The organism is Sulfitobacter sediminis (genome assembly GCF_040811725.1).
In the GTDB taxonomy this organism is placed as follows: Bacteria; Pseudomonadota; Alphaproteobacteria; order Rhodobacterales; family Rhodobacteraceae; genus Sulfitobacter; species Sulfitobacter sediminis.
In genome coordinates, this window is the sequence record NZ_JBFNXX010000002.1 from 253,760 (window position 1) to 272,139 (window position 18,380).

At 63.6% G+C, this 18,380-nt stretch carries 20 protein-coding genes; 10 read left to right on the forward strand and 10 right to left on the reverse strand.

Going from position 1 to position 18,380, the window contains the following annotated elements; genetic code table 11:
• Window positions 1-14: 14 nt before the first annotated feature.
• Both eno and AB2B41_RS03830 read right to left on the reverse strand, forming a co-directional pair.
• Entirely contained in the window at window positions 15-1,289 is a 1,275-nt protein-coding gene (gene eno, locus AB2B41_RS03825) for a phosphopyruvate hydratase (protein ID WP_367876417.1), read from the reverse strand.
• 87 nt (window positions 1,290-1,376) lie between these two features.
• A complete protein-coding gene (locus AB2B41_RS03830) occupies window positions 1,377-2,246 on the reverse strand; it encodes a DMT family transporter (protein WP_367876418.1) in 870 nt (289 codons plus the stop codon).
• 82 nt (window positions 2,247-2,328) lie between these two features.
• Here AB2B41_RS03830 and AB2B41_RS03835 point away from each other — a divergent pair, with 82 nt between their 5' ends.
• Window positions 2,329-3,384, forward strand: coding sequence for an AbrB family transcriptional regulator (locus AB2B41_RS03835; protein WP_367876419.1), 1,056 nt, complete (start codon window positions 2,329-2,331; stop codon window positions 3,382-3,384).
• Window positions 3,385-3,402: 18 nt separating this feature from the next.
• Here the strand turns inward: AB2B41_RS03835 and AB2B41_RS03840 are convergent, their stop codons facing one another.
• Together AB2B41_RS03840 and AB2B41_RS03845 are read right to left on the reverse strand one after the other, a co-directional pair.
• A complete protein-coding gene (locus AB2B41_RS03840; RefSeq protein WP_367876420.1) occupies window positions 3,403-4,107 on the reverse strand; it encodes an NYN domain-containing protein in 705 nt (234 codons plus the stop codon).
• Window positions 4,104-4,529: a Fur family transcriptional regulator gene (locus AB2B41_RS03845; RefSeq protein WP_367876421.1), complete on the reverse strand. Its 426-nt coding sequence runs from the start codon at window positions 4,527-4,529 to the stop codon at window positions 4,104-4,106. Before AB2B41_RS03845 ends, AB2B41_RS03840 begins: the two co-directional genes overlap by 4 nt.
• A 341-nt stretch (window positions 4,530-4,870) precedes the next feature.
• On the opposite strand from AB2B41_RS03845, the gene AB2B41_RS03850 reads away from it, so the two are divergent.
• Window positions 4,871-6,187, forward strand: a complete 1,317-nt coding sequence (locus tag AB2B41_RS03850) for a DEAD/DEAH box helicase (protein WP_367876422.1) — start codon at window positions 4,871-4,873, stop codon at window positions 6,185-6,187.
• Between the two features lie 53 nt (window positions 6,188-6,240).
• Here the strand turns inward: AB2B41_RS03850 and AB2B41_RS03855 are convergent, their stop codons facing one another.
• Window positions 6,241-7,065 (reverse strand): DUF533 domain-containing protein, encoded by an 825-nt coding sequence (locus tag AB2B41_RS03855; RefSeq protein WP_367876423.1) that lies wholly within the window; start codon window positions 7,063-7,065, stop codon window positions 6,241-6,243.
• 136 nt (window positions 7,066-7,201) lie between these two features.
• Here AB2B41_RS03855 and AB2B41_RS03860 point away from each other — a divergent pair, with 136 nt between their 5' ends.
• On the forward strand, window positions 7,202-8,092 hold the full coding sequence (locus tag AB2B41_RS03860; RefSeq protein WP_367876424.1) for a DMT family transporter: 891 nt from the start codon (window positions 7,202-7,204) through the stop codon (window positions 8,090-8,092).
• 3 nt (window positions 8,093-8,095) lie between these two features.
• Here the strand turns inward: AB2B41_RS03860 and AB2B41_RS03865 are convergent, their stop codons facing one another.
• The 4 genes from AB2B41_RS03865 to mazG are packed head-to-tail and all read right to left on the reverse strand — an operon-like array spanning window position 8,096 to window position 11,779.
• On the reverse strand, window positions 8,096-9,505 hold the full coding sequence (locus AB2B41_RS03865) for a protein adenylyltransferase SelO (protein WP_367876425.1): 1,410 nt from the start codon (window positions 9,503-9,505) through the stop codon (window positions 8,096-8,098).
• The gene (locus tag AB2B41_RS03870; protein WP_367876426.1) at window positions 9,505-9,957 is read right to left on the reverse strand and encodes a GNAT family N-acetyltransferase; all 453 of its coding nucleotides are present in this window, start codon (window positions 9,955-9,957) and stop codon (window positions 9,505-9,507) included. Before AB2B41_RS03870 ends, AB2B41_RS03865 begins: the two co-directional genes overlap by 1 nt.
• A complete protein-coding gene (locus AB2B41_RS03875; protein WP_367876427.1) occupies window positions 9,954-10,895 on the reverse strand; it encodes a nucleoside hydrolase in 942 nt (313 codons plus the stop codon). The genes AB2B41_RS03870 and AB2B41_RS03875 overlap by 4 nt, the downstream gene beginning before the upstream one ends.
• A 56-nt stretch (window positions 10,896-10,951) precedes the next feature.
• A complete protein-coding gene (gene mazG / locus AB2B41_RS03880; protein ID WP_367876428.1) occupies window positions 10,952-11,779 on the reverse strand; it encodes a nucleoside triphosphate pyrophosphohydrolase in 828 nt (275 codons plus the stop codon).
• Between the two features lie 63 nt (window positions 11,780-11,842).
• Here mazG and AB2B41_RS03885 point away from each other — a divergent pair, with 63 nt between their 5' ends.
• The 4 genes from AB2B41_RS03885 to AB2B41_RS03900 are packed head-to-tail and all read left to right on the forward strand — an operon-like array spanning window position 11,843 to window position 15,390.
• Entirely contained in the window at window positions 11,843-13,012 is a 1,170-nt protein-coding gene (locus AB2B41_RS03885; protein ID WP_367876429.1) for a M20 aminoacylase family protein, read from the forward strand.
• Window positions 13,013-13,015: 3 nt separating this feature from the next.
• Complete coding sequence (gene speB, locus AB2B41_RS03890) at window positions 13,016-13,981, forward strand: agmatinase (protein ID WP_367876430.1); 966 nt, start codon at window positions 13,016-13,018, stop codon at window positions 13,979-13,981.
• Window positions 13,978-14,925, forward strand: a complete 948-nt coding sequence (gene speB, locus AB2B41_RS03895; protein ID WP_367876431.1) for an agmatinase — start codon at window positions 13,978-13,980, stop codon at window positions 14,923-14,925. The genes speB (AB2B41_RS03890) and speB (AB2B41_RS03895) overlap by 4 nt, the downstream gene beginning before the upstream one ends.
• A gap of 39 nt (window positions 14,926-14,964) precedes the next feature.
• The gene (locus tag AB2B41_RS03900; RefSeq protein ID WP_367876432.1) at window positions 14,965-15,390 is read left to right on the forward strand and encodes a DUF1499 domain-containing protein; all 426 of its coding nucleotides are present in this window, start codon (window positions 14,965-14,967) and stop codon (window positions 15,388-15,390) included.
• On the opposite strand, the gene AB2B41_RS03905 is transcribed toward AB2B41_RS03900, so the two are convergent.
• A complete protein-coding gene (locus AB2B41_RS03905; protein WP_367876433.1) occupies window positions 15,331-15,618 on the reverse strand; it encodes a hypothetical protein in 288 nt (95 codons plus the stop codon). The genes AB2B41_RS03900 and AB2B41_RS03905 overlap by 60 nt on opposite strands.
• A gap of 63 nt (window positions 15,619-15,681) precedes the next feature.
• Here AB2B41_RS03905 and prfA point away from each other — a divergent pair, with 63 nt between their 5' ends.
• The 3 genes from prfA (at window position 15,682) to AB2B41_RS03920 (ending at window position 18,320) form a co-directional block, all read left to right on the forward strand.
• Window positions 15,682-16,737: a peptide chain release factor 1 gene (prfA, locus tag AB2B41_RS03910; RefSeq protein WP_367876434.1), complete on the forward strand. Its 1,056-nt coding sequence runs from the start codon at window positions 15,682-15,684 to the stop codon at window positions 16,735-16,737.
• A complete protein-coding gene (prmC, locus tag AB2B41_RS03915) occupies window positions 16,734-17,570 on the forward strand; it encodes a peptide chain release factor N(5)-glutamine methyltransferase (protein ID WP_367876435.1) in 837 nt (278 codons plus the stop codon). Before prfA ends, prmC begins: the two co-directional genes overlap by 4 nt.
• Before the next feature lie 210 nt (window positions 17,571-17,780).
• Complete coding sequence (locus AB2B41_RS03920) at window positions 17,781-18,320, forward strand: DUF4167 domain-containing protein (protein ID WP_367876436.1); 540 nt, start codon at window positions 17,781-17,783, stop codon at window positions 18,318-18,320.
• The last annotated feature ends 60 nt before the right edge of the window (window positions 18,321-18,380 follow it).

Below are 18,380 nucleotides of genomic sequence, written 5' to 3' on the forward strand. Positions count from 1 at the left end.
CTTTCGCCCAACCGTCATTTCAGGATGCTGCGGCCCGCGTATTGCGCTGTTTCCCCTAGCAGTTCCTCGATCCGGATCAGCTGGTTGTACTTGGCCAGCCGGTCGGAGCGGGCGAGCGAGCCGGTCTTGATCTGTCCGCAATTCGTGGCGACGGCGAGGTCGGCGATGGTGGCGTCCTCGGTTTCGCCGGAGCGGTGGGACATCACGTTGGTGAAGCCCGCGCGGTGGGCCATGTCCACGGCCTTGAGCGTCTCGGTCAGACTGCCGATCTGGTTGACCTTCACCAGCATGGAATTGGCGCTGCCCTTGGCAATGCCCTCGGCCAGACGCTTCGGATTGGTCACGAAGAGGTCATCTCCGACGAGTTGCACCTTGCCGCCAAGCGCGTCCGTCAAGGCCTTCCAGCCGTCCCAGTCGTCCTCGGACATGCCGTCCTCGATGGAGATGATCGGGTAGTCGGCCACGAGCGCGGCAAGGTAGCCCACATTCTCGGCGCTGCTGAGGGATTTTCCTTCACCGGCAAGCTCATACTTGCCGTTCTTGAAGTACTCGGTTGCCGCGCAGTCGAGGGCGAGATAGATATCCTCGCCCGGTGCGTAACCTGCTTTCTCGATGGATTTCAGAATGAAATCAAGTGCGTCGCGTGTGGAGTTGATGTTCGGCGCGAAACCGCCCTCATCGCCGATCCCGGTCGAGAGACCAGCGGCGGAAAGCTCCTTCTTGAGCGTGTGGAAAACCTCCGCGCCCATGCGCACGGCATCGCGGATGTTGTCCGCCGCGACGGGCATGATCATGAATTCCTGGATGTCGATGGGGTTATCGGCATGTTCCCCGCCATTGATGATGTTCATCATTGGCACCGGCAGCACGCGCGCCGATGTGCCGCCCACGTAGCGAAAGAGGGGCTGCGTGCAGTAATCCGCCGCCGCCTTTGCACAGGCAAGCGAGACGCCAAGGATCGCATTCGCCCCGAGGCGCGACTTGTTGTCGGTCCCGTCAAGCTCGATCATGGTCTCGTCGATCTCGACCTGCTCGGTGGCGTCGATGCCCACAAGCGCTTCGGCGATCTCGCCGTTCACCGCCGCGCAGGCCTCCAGCACGCCCTTGCCCATGTAGCGGCTCTTGTCACCGTCACGGCGCTCGACCGCCTCGTAGGCACCGGTCGAGGCACCCGAAGGCACGGCGGCGCGGCCCATGGTGCCGTCCTCGAGTGTCACATCGACCTCGACGGTGGGATTGCCCCGGCTGTCGAGGATCTCGCGGGCGTGAATGTCGATGATGGTGCTCATGGAATTGATCCTTTGGTGTCTGGTTGCCCGTCTCATACCCGGCTGCGTGCCGGGGGAAAAGGCTGGGTTGCGCCGAATTCCGACCGTTTACGCTATCACGCCGATGCGCCGCTCGCGCCAGACGGTGTAGATGCCGGATGCGACGATGATCGCCGCCCCGATGAGGGTCAGCGCATCGGGGGACTCGTCGAAGACGGCGATGCCGATGATCAGGGCGAATATCAGCCGGGAATAACGAAAGGGCGTGACAAAGCTGACCTCGCCCATCCGCATCGCCGCGACGATGCCATAGTAGGCAAAGAGACCGACGCCTAGCGCGCCGGCGAAATAGCTCCAGCCCAGCCCGTCGAGACTTACCATTCTGCCGCCCGTTGCGAGCAGCAGAAACGCGCCCGCAGGGATGATTGAGACAAATCCCAGGAAGCTCAGTTGCATGGTCGAGATGCGCGCCGGTGTCTTGCGGGTCGCCAGATCGCGGGTCGCCAGTGAGAAGACCGCGAGGACTGCGAGGAGCGACAGCGGCTCAAAACTGTCGAGGCCGGGGCGGATGATGAGAATGACGCCGAAAAGGCCCACGATGATCGCACTCCAGCGCCGCCAGCCAACGGGTTCGCCCAGAAACAGCGCGGCCCCAAGGGTCACGACCAGCGGTGTAGCCTGCAGGATGGCCGAAGCGCTGGAGATCGGGGTCAGCACGATAGCCGAGACAAAGGCGAGGGTGCCGACCATCTCTCCCAGCGCCCTCAGCGCGATGGGCACTGCCAGCATCTCGCGCGAGAAGAGCGCCTTGCCCTGCAGCAGCAAGATGCAGCCAAAGACGGCAGAGCCGCCGACGCCAAGCATGATCAGGATCTGTGCCACGCTGACCGCACCTGCGAGCAGTTTAATGAACATGTCCTCAAGCGCGAAGCCCAGCATCGCCAGGACCATCAGCACGGCGCCGCGAAAGTTGTCCATGTTCTGCCCGATGTGGTGATCTTTGGCGCGGGCATGACGGTTTTGACAGACAAGGGCAAGAGCGGGTGGTAGCTGGGACCGCATGAAACCGCATCGACCCTTCGAGGAACTGACGACAACCGCGCTGACCATCGGGGTGGGGGCTCTCGGCGCGCTGATCGCGTGGTTGCTCTCCGCCCCCGTCTACATGCTTCTCGGGCCCGCCATCGCGGTCTCCCTCGCGGGCTTGTCGGGGCTCCGGGTTTCGGTTGCGCCAAGGTTGCGGGATACGTGCTTTGTGATCCTTGGGCTTGCAGTGGGGGCGGGGTTCGACGCGGATGCGCTGGCGGCGATGGTCCGCTGGCCCCTGGCCTTTGCCTTCATGGCCCTGGTGATGTGGGGCATCCTTGTGACCTGTCGTTTCATGCTGGTCCGCGCCTTCGATTTCGCGCCCCGCGCGGCGCTTCTGGCTGCCGCTCCCGGGCATCTGAGCTTCGTCGTGGCCATGGCGGCCGACATGGGGATGGACCTTGCGCGGATTTCGATCACCCAGTCGGTGCGATTGCTGACGTTGACCATCCTTGTGCCCTTCATCGCCTTACTTCTGGGGATCGACGTCGCAGCCAACATCGCACCCCAAGGCGAACTGATGCGCTATGCCGATTTGCTGGTCCTTGTCTCTCTCGGGGTGGGGGCAGGGCTCATCTTCATGCGGATCGGTGTGCCCGCGCCGCTTCTGATGGGGGCGATGCTGATCTCGGCGCTGGGGCATCTCACGGAATGGGCACCGGGTGTCCTGCCGGAATGGCTGATCCTGCCGGCCTACCTCGTGCTGGGGACGCTGATCGGCACGCGGTTTTCCGGGATCACCTTCGCAGACCTGCGCCGCGGAGCGGCAGCCGGGCTTGCCGTGACTTTCGTGGCGGTGGTTTTTGCCGCCGGCGCTTCGGTGCCGGTGGCCTTGGCGCTTGGCATGCCTGTCGGCCATGTGCTGGTGGCCTTCGCGCCCGGCGGCCTTGAGACGATGATCGCCATGGGCGCGGTTCTGGGCGTGGTGCCGGGGTTCGTGGCTGCCTGCCACATCGCGCGGCTGTTCCTGCTTACCTTTCTGTTGCCTTTCATGCTGGCGCGCAGCCCCGCATATGAACCGCAGGGATAGTGTCGGGCAGGTGGTGCCCTACTCCTTCAAGCGCACGAGCAGGGCATTTCCGGTCTTCTTGGTCTCGAGCTTGTTCAGCGCATTCGCAAGTGCGGAGAGCTTGGAAAACCCGTAGGTCCGGCTGTCGAAATCGGGGTGTCGGGCCTGGATGGCCTGACCGATCTGGCCGAGATTGCACCAGTCGTCGACACTGTCGATCCGGTCGAAAGCTTCTCGGAAAAAGGGAAGCGCCTTAGACGCCTTTTCGGTCTTTTTCTCAACCACCTGTTCCGGGGCGTCCGGATCGGGAATGTTCTCGATCAGGATAAAGCGGTTGTAGACGTTGCGGAGCGCCTCGTTCGTCTTGCGCTCGCCGATGCCGATGACAGTTAACCCGTCCTCGCGCAAGCGGTTCACCAGGGCCGTGAAATCGCTGTCGGAGGACACGATCACAAAGGCGTCGAAGCGGCCCGAGTGCAGAATGTCCATCGCATGGATCACCAGCCCGATGTCGGTGGCGTTCTTGCCGCGCGAATTGGCGGTTTCCTGATGCGCGACAAGGCCAAGCTGGTGGATCGGTTCTTTCCAGCCTTTGAGGGCCTCGTTCGACCAGTCGCCGTAGACCCGCCGCAAGGCAGGTTCGCCGATCGCGGCGACCTCACGCATGATCTTGGCAGCGTGGCGCGCGGGCACGTTGTCCGCATCGACCAGCACGGCGAGAAGAGGGCGGTCGCGATCGCTCATGTCGGTTCCTTCGGTGCTTTTAGGGGCACCCCATAGAGTTCCAGCCGGTGGCCGCGCAGGTCGTAGCCGAGCTTGCGGGCGATCTTTTCCTGAAGCGCCTCGATCTCGGCATCGACGAATTCGATCACCTCGCCGGAATTGAGATCGATCAGGTGGTCGTGGTGGTCGCGCTCGGCGTCTTCGTAGCGGGCGCGTCCGTCGCCGAATTCCAGCTTGTCGAGGATACCCGCCTCGTCGAAGAGCTTGACCGTGCGGTAGACGGTCGCAATGGAGATGCCGCTGTCGAGAGCGGAGGCGCGTTTGAAGAGTTCCTCCACGTCCGGGTGATCCTCGCTGTCCTCGATCACGCGGGCGATGGTCCGGCGCTGGTCGGTCATGCGCAGGCCCATGTCCTCGCAACGCTTGATGATGGATCGTGTCATCCTTTGCCCTTCGGTCGAAACGTGGGCCTGATGTAGCGTCCTTTAGGGCGCGGTGCCACCCGGCAATTCCACTGGGAGGTTGACTTGTGCCGCCCGATGCCCCATCTGCCCCTCAGGCGATGCCTTCTGCCGCGTGAGCAGTGCCGGTTCCGGACCATCCGGAGCGACAGGCCCGCAAGGCCCGCCATTGTTCCCAAGATCACGCGTGGGGCCAGACGCACCGGACGGTTGCGCGGCATTTGGCCGGCCTCCGCGATCCGCGTTGCGTGACCCACAGGGCGCAATTTAGCGCCCACGAATAATTGCGTCGTGGCAAGGGCCGTGGCGCGGAAAGACGATATATGAGCGATTTCGATATGATGGACCTGCCGCCGAAGCTGGTGGCGCGTCTCAACGACATGGGGATCACCGATCCCACCCCGATCCAGAAACAGGCCATCCCGCACGCGCTGCACGGGCGCGACGTTATGGGGCTGGCCCAGACCGGCACCGGCAAGACGGCGGCCTTTGGCGTGCCGCTGGTCGCACAGATGCTGGAGAACCCGCGCAAACCCTCGCCGCGTTCGGTGCGGGCGCTGGTGCTGGCCCCCACGCGGGAGTTGGCGCAGCAGATCATGGAGAACCTCAAGGGGTTCTGCCAGCGTACACCCCTGCGCGCCGAGATGGTCGTGGGCGGTCAGAACATCAACACCCAGATCCGGCGGCTTGAACGCGGTGTGGACATGCTGGTCGCGACGCCGGGCCGCCTGTTGGATCTGATGGATCGCAAGGCGGTGCGGCTGGACGAGACGACTTTCCTTGTTCTCGACGAGGCGGACCAGATGCTCGACATGGGGTTCATCCACGATCTGCGGAAGATCTCCTCCGTGATCCCGAAAGAGCGTCAGACGATGCTGTTTTCGGCGACCATGCCAAAGCTGATGAACGAGATCGCGGAGAGCTATCTCAACCGTCCGATCCGGATCGAGGTCTCGCCTCCGGGCAAGGCGGCGGACAAGGTCACGCAGGAGGTGCATTTCATCGCCAAGGCGGAGAAAACCAATCTGCTGATCGAACTTCTGGCCGCGCACAAGGGCGAGCGGACACTGGTGTTCGGGCGCACCAAGCATGGGTCGGAAAAGCTGATGAAGACTCTGGTCAAGGCGGGTTTCGACGCGGCCTCGATCCACGGCAACAAGAGCCAGGGGCAGCGGGACCGGGCGTTGGCCGGGTTCAAGTCGGGCGAGATCACGGTGCTGGTGGCCACGGATGTGGCCGCACGGGGCCTGGATATTCCGGATGTGCAATACGTCTACAACTACGAGCTGCCAAATGTGCCCGATCAATACGTGCACCGCATCGGGCGCACGGCGCGGGCTGGCAAAGATGGCAAGGCTGTCGCGTTTTGCGCGCCGGACGAGATGACGGACCTGATCGCGATCCAGAAGGTGATGAAGCTGCGCATCCCCGTTGCCTCGGGCCGTGCCTGGGAAGGGGCGGAGATCGAGGAGAAGCCGAAGCGTGGTGGTGGCGCCGGTCGCCGCAGAGGCGGCAGGCCCGGTGGTAGTGCGAACCGGCCGCGCGGGGCTGCCGGTGGCGCCCCGGCTGCAGGCAAGCCCGCGGGCGCGCGGCGGCGGCGTCGTGGTGGCGGCAACAAGGCGCGCGCTGCGAACGGGTAAGTTCTGACGGATGGCAAGCAGCGCCCTCTCGTAGGGCGCTGCGTTAAGTTGGCTCAGGTGTAGAGCGACGGCACGCCAAGTTGGGCGTGGATGTTGTTCACTTCGGCAGGTTTCATGCCGAAACCCTGCGCAAGCTGGTGGAGATACTGCGCCTCTTGCTGGGTGTCGAGGTCGATGCCCAGCACGGACATGGCGTAGACCTGCGGGCCCATGCCCTGCGGTGTTTCCCGCACGATGGCGTTGAAGTCGACAGGTGCCGCCAGTTGGGCACGGACAAAGGCCGCTTCTTCCGCATCGACATCACCCAGCTGGTTCAGCAGCTTGTCCTTTTCGGCCTCGTCGAAGGTCCCATCCGATTTCGCCGCCTGGATCATCGCGGCGATCATCAGACCGGCCGCGGCCTCCTGCTCCTGCGAGGGTTCGATCTCGGGCTCGGGTGTGGCGTCGAATTGCGAGTTCAGCACCGCGCCGAAGCTCTGGTCGTTCCGTTCTGGTCGGCGCTGTACCGCGCCGCCCATGCCGCCCAAGAGACCACCAGCCCCGGCCGCACCGGCCAGGCCGCCCAGAAGCCCGCCGAGACCGCCCGCGCCGCCCTTGGCACCGCCCAACTGCTCCAGCAAGCCACCAAGCCCGCCGGGCATGTCGCCTGCGCCGCTTCCGGCACCGCCGAGCAGACCGCCTAGCATATCCTCAAGCCCGCCTGCCTGCGTGCTGCCGCGCCGGGGCGCAGTGCCGCCGCCTGAGGCAAGGCCACCCAGCAGGCCGCCAAGACCGCCGGCACCGCCTGCGCCGCCGCCAGACTGTCGCATCATCGCACTTGCGCCCTTGGTCACGGCCACGCCGACGGCCACCTTGGCCAGTGTTTTCATCAAGCTCATTTCCCGATCCCCCTCGTTCTGGTCCGCACCACCATGCCATGTATGCGCTCGCGCAAAAGGGGAAAAATTTCGAACGGCGCTCATCGGCGGTGATTTACGCATTGACTCGGCGGCTGACCTCGGCACCTTTCGGGCGGTGGAACGCAAGGATCATATGGACCTGTTCGGTGCCGTGGCGCTGATTACCTTCGCGTTGAACCTGTCGTTCAGTCAGGTGGTGGTGGCGGTCACGAATGGCGGTTTCGCGCCGGTGTTCCAGGCCGGGTTACGGTCGGCCGGGGCGGTGGTGGTGCTGCTGATCTGGATGCGGATGCGCGGTGTCAGCCTGCACGTTCCCCGGGCCGCGCTTCTTGGCGGGATCATGTCGGGCCTTCTTTTCTCTTTGGAATTCATGTGTTTGTTTACCGCTCTTGATCTGACGACGGTAAGCCGTGCCTCGGTGATCTTTTACTCCATGCCGGTCTGGCTGGCGCTGATCGCGCATTTCTTCTTCCCCGGTGAAGGACTGACACCCGGCAAGACGCTTGGCCTGATCCTTGCCATGACCGGCGTTGCCATCGCCCTTGCTGACCGCAGCGGCGGATCGGTTAGCTGGGCCGGCGACCTTTTGGCCCTGACGGCGGCCTTCTGCTGGGCGGGGATCGTGGTTTGCGTGCGGCTGACGCCGCTGGCGCAGGTGCCGCCCGCGCAGCAGTTGATGTTCCAGGTGATGATCTCGGCGGTGGTGATGCTGCCCCTTGCGCCGCTGTTCGGCCCGCTGGTCCGCGAGGTGGCTGCTATTCACGTGGCGGGGCTGCTGTTCCAGATCATCGCGGTGGCAACCCTCGGGTTTCTCGCGTGGTTCTGGCTGATGTCGATCTACCCGTCGTCCTCGGTCGCGTCCTTCAGCTTCCTCTCGCCCGTCTTCTCGGTGATCCTCGGCTGGCTGTTGCTGTCCGAGGACGTGGCACCCACGGTCTGGGGCGCATTGGTGCTGGTGGCGAGCGGTATTTTCCTGATCAATCGAAAACCGCGCGTGCCGCGCTGACGCTTAGGTGCCGCAGAAGGTGGCGGGGACGATTTCGTCCTCCGTGGGCGGGCGCATGAGGTCTGCATCGGTTTCCTCGAAAGGGCGGGCCAGCGCGTGCATGAGTCTTTCGAAGGGCGCCATGTCACCAGCGACCGCGGCCTCGATCATCTGTTCGATCCGGTGGTTGCGCGGGATGATGGCGGGGTTCGCCGCGGCCATGGTCCCCTCGGTGTCTGCCTCGGTGGCGATCCGGCTCCGCCATTTGGCTTCCCATGCGTCAAAGGCCTCGCGATCGGTAAACTGGTCTCGCGCTTCCGGACGACCGAGGGCGCGGAACGTGTTGGTGAAATCGGCACCGTCCGTCTGCATCAGGCCCAGCAACCCTTCGATTAGCGCGGTATCCTCCTTGGTGGGCTTGGCGATGCCGATCTTGGCTGCAAAGCGCCTCAGCCAGCCGTCCTCAAGCTGTTTTGGCATCGCGTGGACGATCTCGGTCGCCTCGGCCACGGCGTTTTCCTTGTCTTCGAACATCTGCACGAGGCTTGTCGCAAGCTGCGCCATGTTCCACACGGCGATGCCGGGCTGGTTGCCGAAAGCGTAGCGGCCCTGCTGGTCGATGGAACTGAAGACGCGGTTCTGGTGGAAGGCATCCATGAAGGCGCAGGGGCCATAGTCGATGGTTTCGCCTGAAATGGCGCAATTGTCGGTGTTCATCACGCCGTGAATGAAACCCACGGACATCCAGCGCGTGACCAGGTCGGCCTGTACCGCGCAGACGGCGCGCAGAAGGTCCATGGGCCCGTTGGCCTCCGGGTAGTGCCTTTCGATCGCGTAGTCGGTGAGGGTTTTCAGGTTATCGATCTCGCCCCGGTGGGCGAAGACCTGAAAGGTGCCGACGCGCAGATGGCTTTGCGCCACTCGGGTGAGCACTGCACCGGGGAAGGCACCTTGTTCGCGCCAGATCGGCTCTCCGGTGGAGACGGCGGCCAGGGCGCGGGTGGTGGGTATACCGAGGGCGTGCATGGCTTCGGAGACGACGTATTCGCGCAGGACCGGTCCCATCCAGGCCCGGCCGTCCCCCATGCGCGAATAGGGCGTGCGGCCCGATCCCTTGAGCTGAATGTCGCGGCGGATGCCGTCCGTGCCGATAACCTCACCCAGCAGGATCGCGCGCCCGTCGCCGAGCTGCGGGTTGTAGGAACCGAACTGGTGACCGGCGTAGAGCTGGGCGAGAGGGGCCGCGTTTTGCGGTATCTCGTTACCCCCAAAAACGGCAGCAAGCTCTTCCACGTCCCCAGCTTCGATTCCCAGTAGCGCGGCAAGTTCCTTGTTGAACGCCAATAGCTTGGGGGCGGAAACGGATGTGGGTTCGAGCCTGGTGTAGAAGGTCTCGGGGAGGGTCGCATAGCTGTTGTCGAAGGGAATGTGCATCAGGCCAGCCGCTTTGACATGAACATGTAGTTATCACGCGGGGAAAAGCCCGCGCGGCGATACAACTTGATCGCCTTTTCGTTCGTGTGATCCACCTCAAGATGGATGGCACGCAGCCCCGCACCGGACAATGCCTTGGGCAATGAAATGAGCGCCTCGCTCGCGATACCACGACCGCGCACGCCGGGGCGGATGTAGAGCTCGTCGATGATCGCATCAAGGCCGCCGTATTCAACCGACCAGCCGAAACAGACGACGATATACCCGATGGGCGCGCGGGGCGGTCCGATCAGGTAGGCGACACCATAGGGCTGACCTTCGAGCAGGGGCGCCAACGCGGCGCGGCGCTGCTCGTCAGACTGGACGATGCCTTCCTCCGCGTGAAAGGCGGCACAGAGCGCGATCAGCCGATCCAGATGCTCGGGCTTGGCAAGGGTCAATGCGGCGCTCACAGCCGGGCTAGCCTTTCGGTCAGCAACGCGAAGAACCCGTCGGCGTCGATATCGCCCATGAACAGGGCGTTCGGGGCCCGGTCGGTCACCCGCCACCAGTCGGCGACGGTCATGCCCATGGTCAGTTCTGACTGGGTTTCGATTGCGACGTTGATATGGCGGCCTTTGAAGAGGTCCGGGTTGATGAGGTATGCGGTCACGCAGGGGTCATGCAGCGGCGCGCCTTCCGAGCCGTATTTCTCCTTGTCGAAGCGTTCGAAGAAATCTGTCATTTCGGCCACCGCAATGCCCACCGGTGTGCCAAGGGTGCGGAAGGCGTCGTTACGGGGTTTCGTCACCAGCGCCTTGTGGGTGACGTCAAGCGGCATCACAACGAGCGGAACGCCTGATTTGAAGACAATGTCAGCAGCTTGCGGGTCGACGTAGATGTTGAACTCTGCTGCTGGTGTGATGTTGCCGCCTTCGAAATAGCCGCCGCCCATCAGGACGATCTCTGCGACGTTCTCGGTGATTTCGGGGGCGCGCTGAAAGGCGGTCGCGATATTGGTCAGAGGGCCGAGCGGGCAGATGGTGACACTGCCCGGTTCGTGGGACTTGAGCGTGTCGATGATGAAGTCGACCGCGTGGCCGTCCGCAAGGGGCATCGTCGGGTCGGGCAGGTCGGGGCCGTCGAGGCCGGTTTTGCCGTGGACATGCTCGGCGGTGACCAGCTCGCGGCCAAGGGGGCGGTCGCATCCGGCAAAGACCTTCACATCAGGTTTGCCTGCCAACTCGCAGACAATACGCGCATTTTTGGAGGTCAGGGGCAGCGGCACGTTGCCTGCGACACAGGTGATGCCCAGCACGTCGATCTCCTCGGGGCTGGCAAGAGCAAGGAGGATCGCGACGGCATCGTCCTGTCCTGGGTCGGTGTCGATGATGGTTTTTCTGGGCGGCATGGCGTATCCTTTCGCAGCCACAGATAGGGGATTGACCGGCGGAACGAAAGGGCGGTTCAGCCCTTGTCGGCACCAGCACGCTCATCCGCCTTCACGGCATCCCAGAGCGCGTCCATCTCTGCCAGATCGCTGTCGGCAGGGGTCTTGCCAATGGCGGCGAGCCGTGCCTCGATCCCTTCGAAGCGGCGGGTGAACTTGGCATTTGTTGCGCGCAGCGCGGCTTCGGGGTCGATGCCGAGGTGCCGGCCGAGGTTGGCGATGACGAAGAGGATGTCGCCGAATTCCTCTTCGATCTCGGCGTGGCTGAGCGTATCGCGCGCCTCGACCAGTTCGGCGGCTTCCTCGGTGATCTTGGCGATCACTTCGTCCGTCGAGGGCCAGTCAAACCCGACGCGTGCCGCGCGTTTTTGCAGCTTGTAGGCGCGCAGCAGGGCGGGCAGCCCGATCGCCACTCCATCGAGGGTGCCTTTCTGAGCCTTGCCCGCGCGCTCTGCGGCCTTGATCGCCTCCCAGTCGCGGGTCTGCTGGTCGGCGGTCTTGTCGCGGGATTCGTCGCCGAACACATGGGGGTGCCGTGCGACCATCTTGTTGGAGATGTTGCGCACGACGGATTGGAAGGTGAAGTGCCCCGCTTCGGCACCCATCTGCGTGTGGTAGACCGATTGCAGCAGCAGATCGCCCAGTTCGCCCTCAAGTTCCGACCAGTCGCGGCGCTGGATGGCGTCGGCGACCTCATAGGCTTCCTCGATCGTGTAGGGGGCGATGGTGTCGAAATCCTGCTCGATATCCCAGGGGCAGCCGGTCTCGGGGTCGCGCAGGCGGCGCATGATTTCCAGCAGCCGTTCAATCCCTGCCTCTTCGTCGTGTATCAGATCATCCGCCATTGCAGCCCGGTCCCGTCTGGTGTCAGATGCACCCTGAGTTTTCTGACCCGAGGAGTCCACCCCATGCCCGTCGTCAACCGCATCGCCGATTTCAGCGCGGATATGGCCGCCTGGCGACAGCATCTGCACACCATTCCGGAGCTGGGGCTGGATTGCTTCAAGACGGCTGCTTTCGTGGCTGAGAGGCTGCGGGAGTTCGGGGTGGATGAGCTGCACGAGGGGGTAGCACAGACGGGGATCGTCGCCATCATCAACGGGCAAGGAGCGGGGCCGACCATCGGGCTCAGGGCGGACATGGATGCGTTGCCGATCACCGAGGATACCGGTGTGCCCTATGCCAGCACCCACGAGGGCAAGATGCACGCCTGCGGGCATGACGGGCATACGGCGATGTTGCTGGGGGCGGCGAAGTACCTGGCCGAGACCCGCAATTTCTCGGGGCGGGTGGCGCTGCTGTTCCAACCCGCCGAAGAGATCATCGGCGGGGGCGAGATCATGGTGAAGGAAGGGGTCATGGATCGCTTTGACATCACCCAGGTCTACGCGCTGCACAATGCGCCGAACCTCGAATTCGGGCGGTTTCACACGACGCCGGGGCCGATCATGGCCGCGGCCGATACCTTTACGATCAACCTGACGGGCAAGGGCGGGCATGGCGCGCGGCCGCATGAGTGCATCGACCCGGTGGTCGCGGCTTGCGCCATCGTGCAGTCCTTGCAAACAATCGTGAGCCGCAACCTCGATCCCAAGGAACGGCTTGTGATTTCGACCACGCAGATCCACACCGGGACGACCGATAATGTTATCCCCGAAGAGGTCTACATCAACGGCACCGTGCGTACCTTCAGCAAGGAGGTGCAGGCCATGGCGGTGCGGCGCATGCAGGCCATCGTGGATGGCCATGCGGCGAGTTTCGATCTGAAGGCGGAGCTGGATTTCGAATTCGGTTATCCGCCGACGGTCAACGATGCGGCCAAGACGGATTTCGCGGCGGAAGTCGCGGGCGAAGTCGCCGGAGAGGCGGGGGTCGAGACGGCCTTTCCACCGGTCATGGGGGCGGAAGATTTCTCGTACATGCTGGAGGCGCGGCCCGGTGCTTACCTGATGCTGGGACAGGGCGAGGGCGCTTCCGTCCACCATCCCAAGTACAACTTCAACGACGAGATCGCACCCATTGGCGCGTCATTCTTCGCCCGGATCGTCGAACGTGCACAGCCCGTGACGGGAGCCTGAAGCATGGCACTGGAAGATGCGGCGAAACAAGTCGATCAGGCGTTCACGCGCGAGGACCTCAGGGGGCTGACCTTTGAGAACACCTTTGGCGGGGCGACGTCGTTCTTGCGGCGGCGCTATACCAAGGACCTTGCGGGGGCGGAGATCGCCATTACCGGGGTGCCGTTCGATCAGGCGGTGACGAACCGGACAGGCACGCGGCTTGGGCCCAGGGCGATCCGCGAGGCGAGTGCTTTGCAGACGCCTGATCCCCCGTATGGATGGGGCTTCGATGTGCTGAGCGAGCGGGCGATCATCGATTACGGAGACGTGGCATTCGACTACGGCCATGTGGCGAAGTTCCCTCAAACTTTGAATGAGCATATCCGCACGATCCTCTCGGCGGATGTGGCGACGGTGACCTTGGGGGGGGACCATTTCATCACGCTTCCGATCCTCAAGGCGTACGCCGAAAAGTACGGTCCGATCAGCCTGTTGCAGTTCGATGCGCATTCCGATTCCTGGATTGACGACGATATGGACCGGATCGACCACGGCACTTTCGTCTACAAGGCCATCAAGCAGGGGATCATCGACCCGGCAACATCCGTTCAGGTGGGCATTCGCACGACCAATCCCGACACGATGGGCGTGGCCACCATCGACGCGCGCGAGGTGCATGAACGCGGACCGCAGGCGGCGGCCATGCGGATCAAGGAGGTGCTGGGGGACAATCCCTGTTACCTGACATTCGACATCGACGCCCTTGATCCGGCCTATGCGCCGGGCACCGGTACCCCGGTCTGGGGCGGTCTGACCTCTGCGCAGGCGGCGATCATGCTGCGCGAGCTGGCGGGGATCAACATCATGGGCGGCGACGTGGTTGAGGTCTCTCCGCCTTTTGACACCACGGGGGCGACGGCGATTGCCGGGGCGCACGTGGCGGTGGAGATACTCTGCCTACTGGGCTACCGGATGCGGCGCAAATGAGTCACAAGAACCAGCCGATCAGCGGGAATGACCTTGCCCGGTTCTCGGGGCCGAACACTTTCATGCGGTTGCCCGCCGTGAATGACCTCAAGGGGCTCGACGTGGCGGTTGTCGGCATCCCGCTTGACATCGGCACATCCTGGCGGTCGGGCACACGGTTCGGCCCCAAGCAGGTGCGCAGCGAAAGCGCGATGATCCGGCCATACAACCTTGGCACCGGCGCTGCACCTTTCGACAGTCTGCAGGTCGCGGATATCGGCGATCTGGCGATCAATACCTTCTCTCTCAGCGAAAGTTTGCGCATCATTCAGGAGAGTTACGAGGCGATCCTGAACTATGACGCGATGCCGCTGGCTATCGGCGGGGATCATTCGATCACGCTCCCCATCCTTCGGGCGATGGCCAAGCGGCACGGGCCTGTCGCCTTGGTGCACGTGGATGCCCATGCGGATGTGAACGACGAGATGTTCGGTGAGCGCGAGGCCCATGGTACGGTGTTCCGCCGCGCGTATGAGGAAGGGCTGATAAATCCTGCGAAAACCTACCAGATTGGCCTGCGCGGGACCGGCTATTCCGCAGAGGATTTCAAGGAGGCGGCGGGCTGGGGGTTCCAGCAGTTCCCCGCGCAGGAGCTTTGGGGGCGCAATCTTGCCAGCCTCGGCGCCGAGATCAGGCGCGATATCGGCGGTGCGCTGACCTATATCACCTTCGATATCGACAGCCTCGATCCGGCATTTGCCCCCGGCACCGGCACGCCCGAGATCGGTGGGCTGACCACACCGCAAGCGTTGACCCTGATCCGCGCCTTTCGCGGGCTCAATATCGTCGGTGGCGACCTTGTCGAGGTCTCGCCCCCCTACGACACCACCGGCAATACCGCGCTGACAGCGGCGAATATTCTGTACGAGATGCTATGTGTGCTGCCGGGTGTCAGCTATCGCTGAGCCTGAGAGGGGCCAAGAGGAAAAAGGGAGATGTGGAAAATGCTGACATGGATCGTGATCGGGCTGTTCGTTCTGTTGCTAGTCTATATCCGTTTGGCACCGTCCGATCCCCAGCGCTGGCACCGGCAGGCGGCAGTCAAGGGAGTGGAGACAAGGCAGCTCAAGGGCGGATATGTCTGGCGCAAGGAAATCGCCGGGGATGGTGCGGGGCAGATGGAGGCGATGGAAAAGGTCATCCTTGCCACGCCACGTACACAGAAGCTGGCCGGTTCGATCGAGGAAGGACAGGTCACCTATGTCACCCGGTCGCTGGCGTTCGGCTTTCCCGACTATACTACGGTCAGCGTGATAGATGCCGGGGCGAACAAACATCTGGAGGTCTACGGGCGCTTGCGCTTCGGACGGTCAGATTTTGGGGTGAACGCCAAGCGGATCAAAGGCTGGATCGCCGCCGCGCAGCTCTGAGGAAACGCAGCCTTCGGAGATCTCGCGCCACATCGGCACATTCAGCGACATCTGGCATTGCGCCATGAACATGCGGCCATCGACCTGAAGGCATCTCATTTCGCCAAGTTCGACACGGTTGCGGTTGCGGTCGGTGCAATAGCAATCGACCGTCTTGCCACTGGGCGATGTGACATCGGCCGTGGCGGGCAGGGCGACAAGCGCCATAAGGAACGCAGTCTTTTTCATACCCCTTTCATAGCACGATGCCGCCCTTGACCAAAGCCTTTCCATCAGCGACAGGATGACACGATGATACCTTTGGACCGACTAGAGCAGATCAGCCAGCGCTTCGAATTCATCGAGGCGTCAATGTCGGCTGGCTCGGGCGGGGCTGATTATGCGGCGCTGGCCAAGGAATACGCCGATCTCAAGCCGGTGGTGGAACAGATTCGTGCCTACAAACAGCTGAAGCGGGACATTGCCGAGGCCGAGGCGATGCTGGCCGATCCCGAGATGGCCGAACTTGCGCGCGAGGAGCTGCCGGGTCTCAAGGCGGCCCTGCCAAAGGCCGAAGGGGCTTTGCAGGTCGCACTGTTGCCAAAGGACGAAGCGGATGCCAAGCCCGCGATGCTGGAAATCCGTCCCGGCACGGGCGGGGAAGAAGCCGCGCTCTTCGCCGCGGACCTTTTGCGCATGTACCAGCGCTATGCCGAGGCCAAGGGCTGGCGCTTCGAACTGATCGAGGAACAGATGACCGAGCTTGGCGGGGTCAAGGAAGTCGTGGCCCATATCACCGGCCAGAATGTCTTTGCCCGGCTGAAGTTCGAAAGCGGTGTGCACCGGGTCCAGCGGGTGCCGAGCACCGAAAGCGGGGGGCGTATCCATACCTCGGCGGCGACCGTCGCGGTGCTGCCCGAGGCTGAGGACGTCGATATCGAGATCAACCCGAACGATCTGCGCATCGACACCATGCGGTCCTCGGGCGCGGGCGGCCAGCATGTGAACACGACCGATTCCGCCGTGCGGATCACGCATATTCCCACCGGCATCGTGGTGACTTCCTCCGAGAAGTCGCAACACCGCAACCGCGAGAAGGCGATGCAGGTGCTCAAGGCACGGCTATATGATCTGGAACGCAGCCGGGTGGACAGCGAACGCTCGGCCGACCGGGCAGCACAGGTGGGATCGGGGGACCGGTCCGAACGGATTCGGACCTACAACTTCCCGCAGGGGCGCCTGACCGATCACCGGATCAACCTGACGCTTTACCGGCTTGATCAGGTGATGCAAGGGGACCTCGATGAGATCGTCGATGCGCTGACCGCCGACGCGCAGGCCCGGCAGATGGCCGAGATCGCGTCATGAGCACCGCTGGAGAAGCGATGGCCGCTGCCGCCGCACGCCTGCGGGCGGCAGGGGTGCCCGATCCCGCGCGCGATGCGCGGCTGTTGCTGGCGCATGCGGCCTCGGTCGATGCGGCGCGGGTCACGCTGATCGCGCCCGAGGAGATCGCACCGGAGATCGCGGAACGCTTCGAGCACCTGATCGCGCTGCGGGCGGTGCGCGTACCGGTTTCGCAGCTGGTCGGAAGCAGGGCCTTCTACGGGCGCGACTTCAAGATCAGCCGCCATGTGCTTGATCCCAGACCGGAAACAGAGACGCTTGTCGAGCTGGCCCTGAGCCAGCCGTTCAACACGGTGCTCGATCTCGGAACCGGCTCCGGCTGCATTCTCGTGACGCTGCTGGCAGAGCGGCCCGATGCGCGGGGCACGGGGGTCGATTTGTCCGAGGATGCCTGTCTTCAGGCCAGCGCCAATGCGGTGCATCTGGGCGTTGGCGGGCGGGCAGAGATCCTCCAATCTGACTGGTTCGAGAGGGTGGAGGGCCGCTTTGATCTCATCCTGTCCAACCCGCCCTACCTTGCCCAGTCTGAAATGGCCGATGTCGCACCTGAACTTCGCGACCACGAACCCCATATGGCCCTGACGGACGGCTTCGACGGGCTCTCCGCGTACCGTATCATCGCGTCAGAGGCTCAGGGTTACCTGACTGCGCAGGGCCGCGTGCTGGTCGAGATCGGCTGGCAGCAGGGTGAGGCGGTGTGTGGCATCTTCCGCGCCGCGGGATGGGCCAGCGTCGAACTTGCCCATGATCTTGACGGCCGTGCGCGCGTGGTTTGCGCGGGACAACCAGCGTAAATCTGCAAGTTGTACCATTTTTGCCCGGAAATTGCGCATTTGCCCTTGCCGTGACGGTCTAAGCGTGCATATTCAGGGGCGTTGCAGCGGTGGATGCTTTGGCGGTCCCGCGCGGCGTTATGCCCAACAATCCAGGTAACCGAATACCCTTTCAGCGCGTCGCGCATCGGTTCATCAAAGCTAACCAGCACTGAAGGCTGATATCCTTTCATGAAATCCACGAGATCACGGTCCCGGTCGAAGAGTAACCGCAACCGCAATCAGCAAGGCGGCAATGTCGTCAATCGCGTCTTCGACAGCTCCGGCCCCGAAGGCAAGGTGCGCGGCACGCCGCAGCAGGTCATCGAGAAATACAACCAGCTGGCCCGCGATGCGCAGCTGGCGAACGACCGCGTCGCCGCCGAGAACTTCCAGCAGCATGCCGAGCACTACCTGAGGCTTCTCTCTGAGGCGCAGCGCGAGCAGGAGCAGCGCCGCGAGGAGCAGGAGCGCCAGAACCGCGAGCGCCAGGCCGAGCGGGATCGCGAACGCGCGGAGCGTCAGGAGCGCGAAAGCAACCAGAGCGCTGGCGATCCCGGGAGTGCACCGCAGCCCGATATCCCGGCAGAGGCCAAGGACGAAGACAGCGACAGCGGCCTCGTCGAAACACCGGAAAGCAAGGCCAAGCCCAAGCGCGCACCCCGGCGCAAGCCCAAGCCGAAGGCAGAGAGCGACGGCGGCGGCGGCGACCAGCCGGAAGCGGCCGAGTGATGGGAAGCCCCGAGATGGCGGGGCTTTTTCATTTTCGGACAGGCGGCCCTGGGCGAGGAT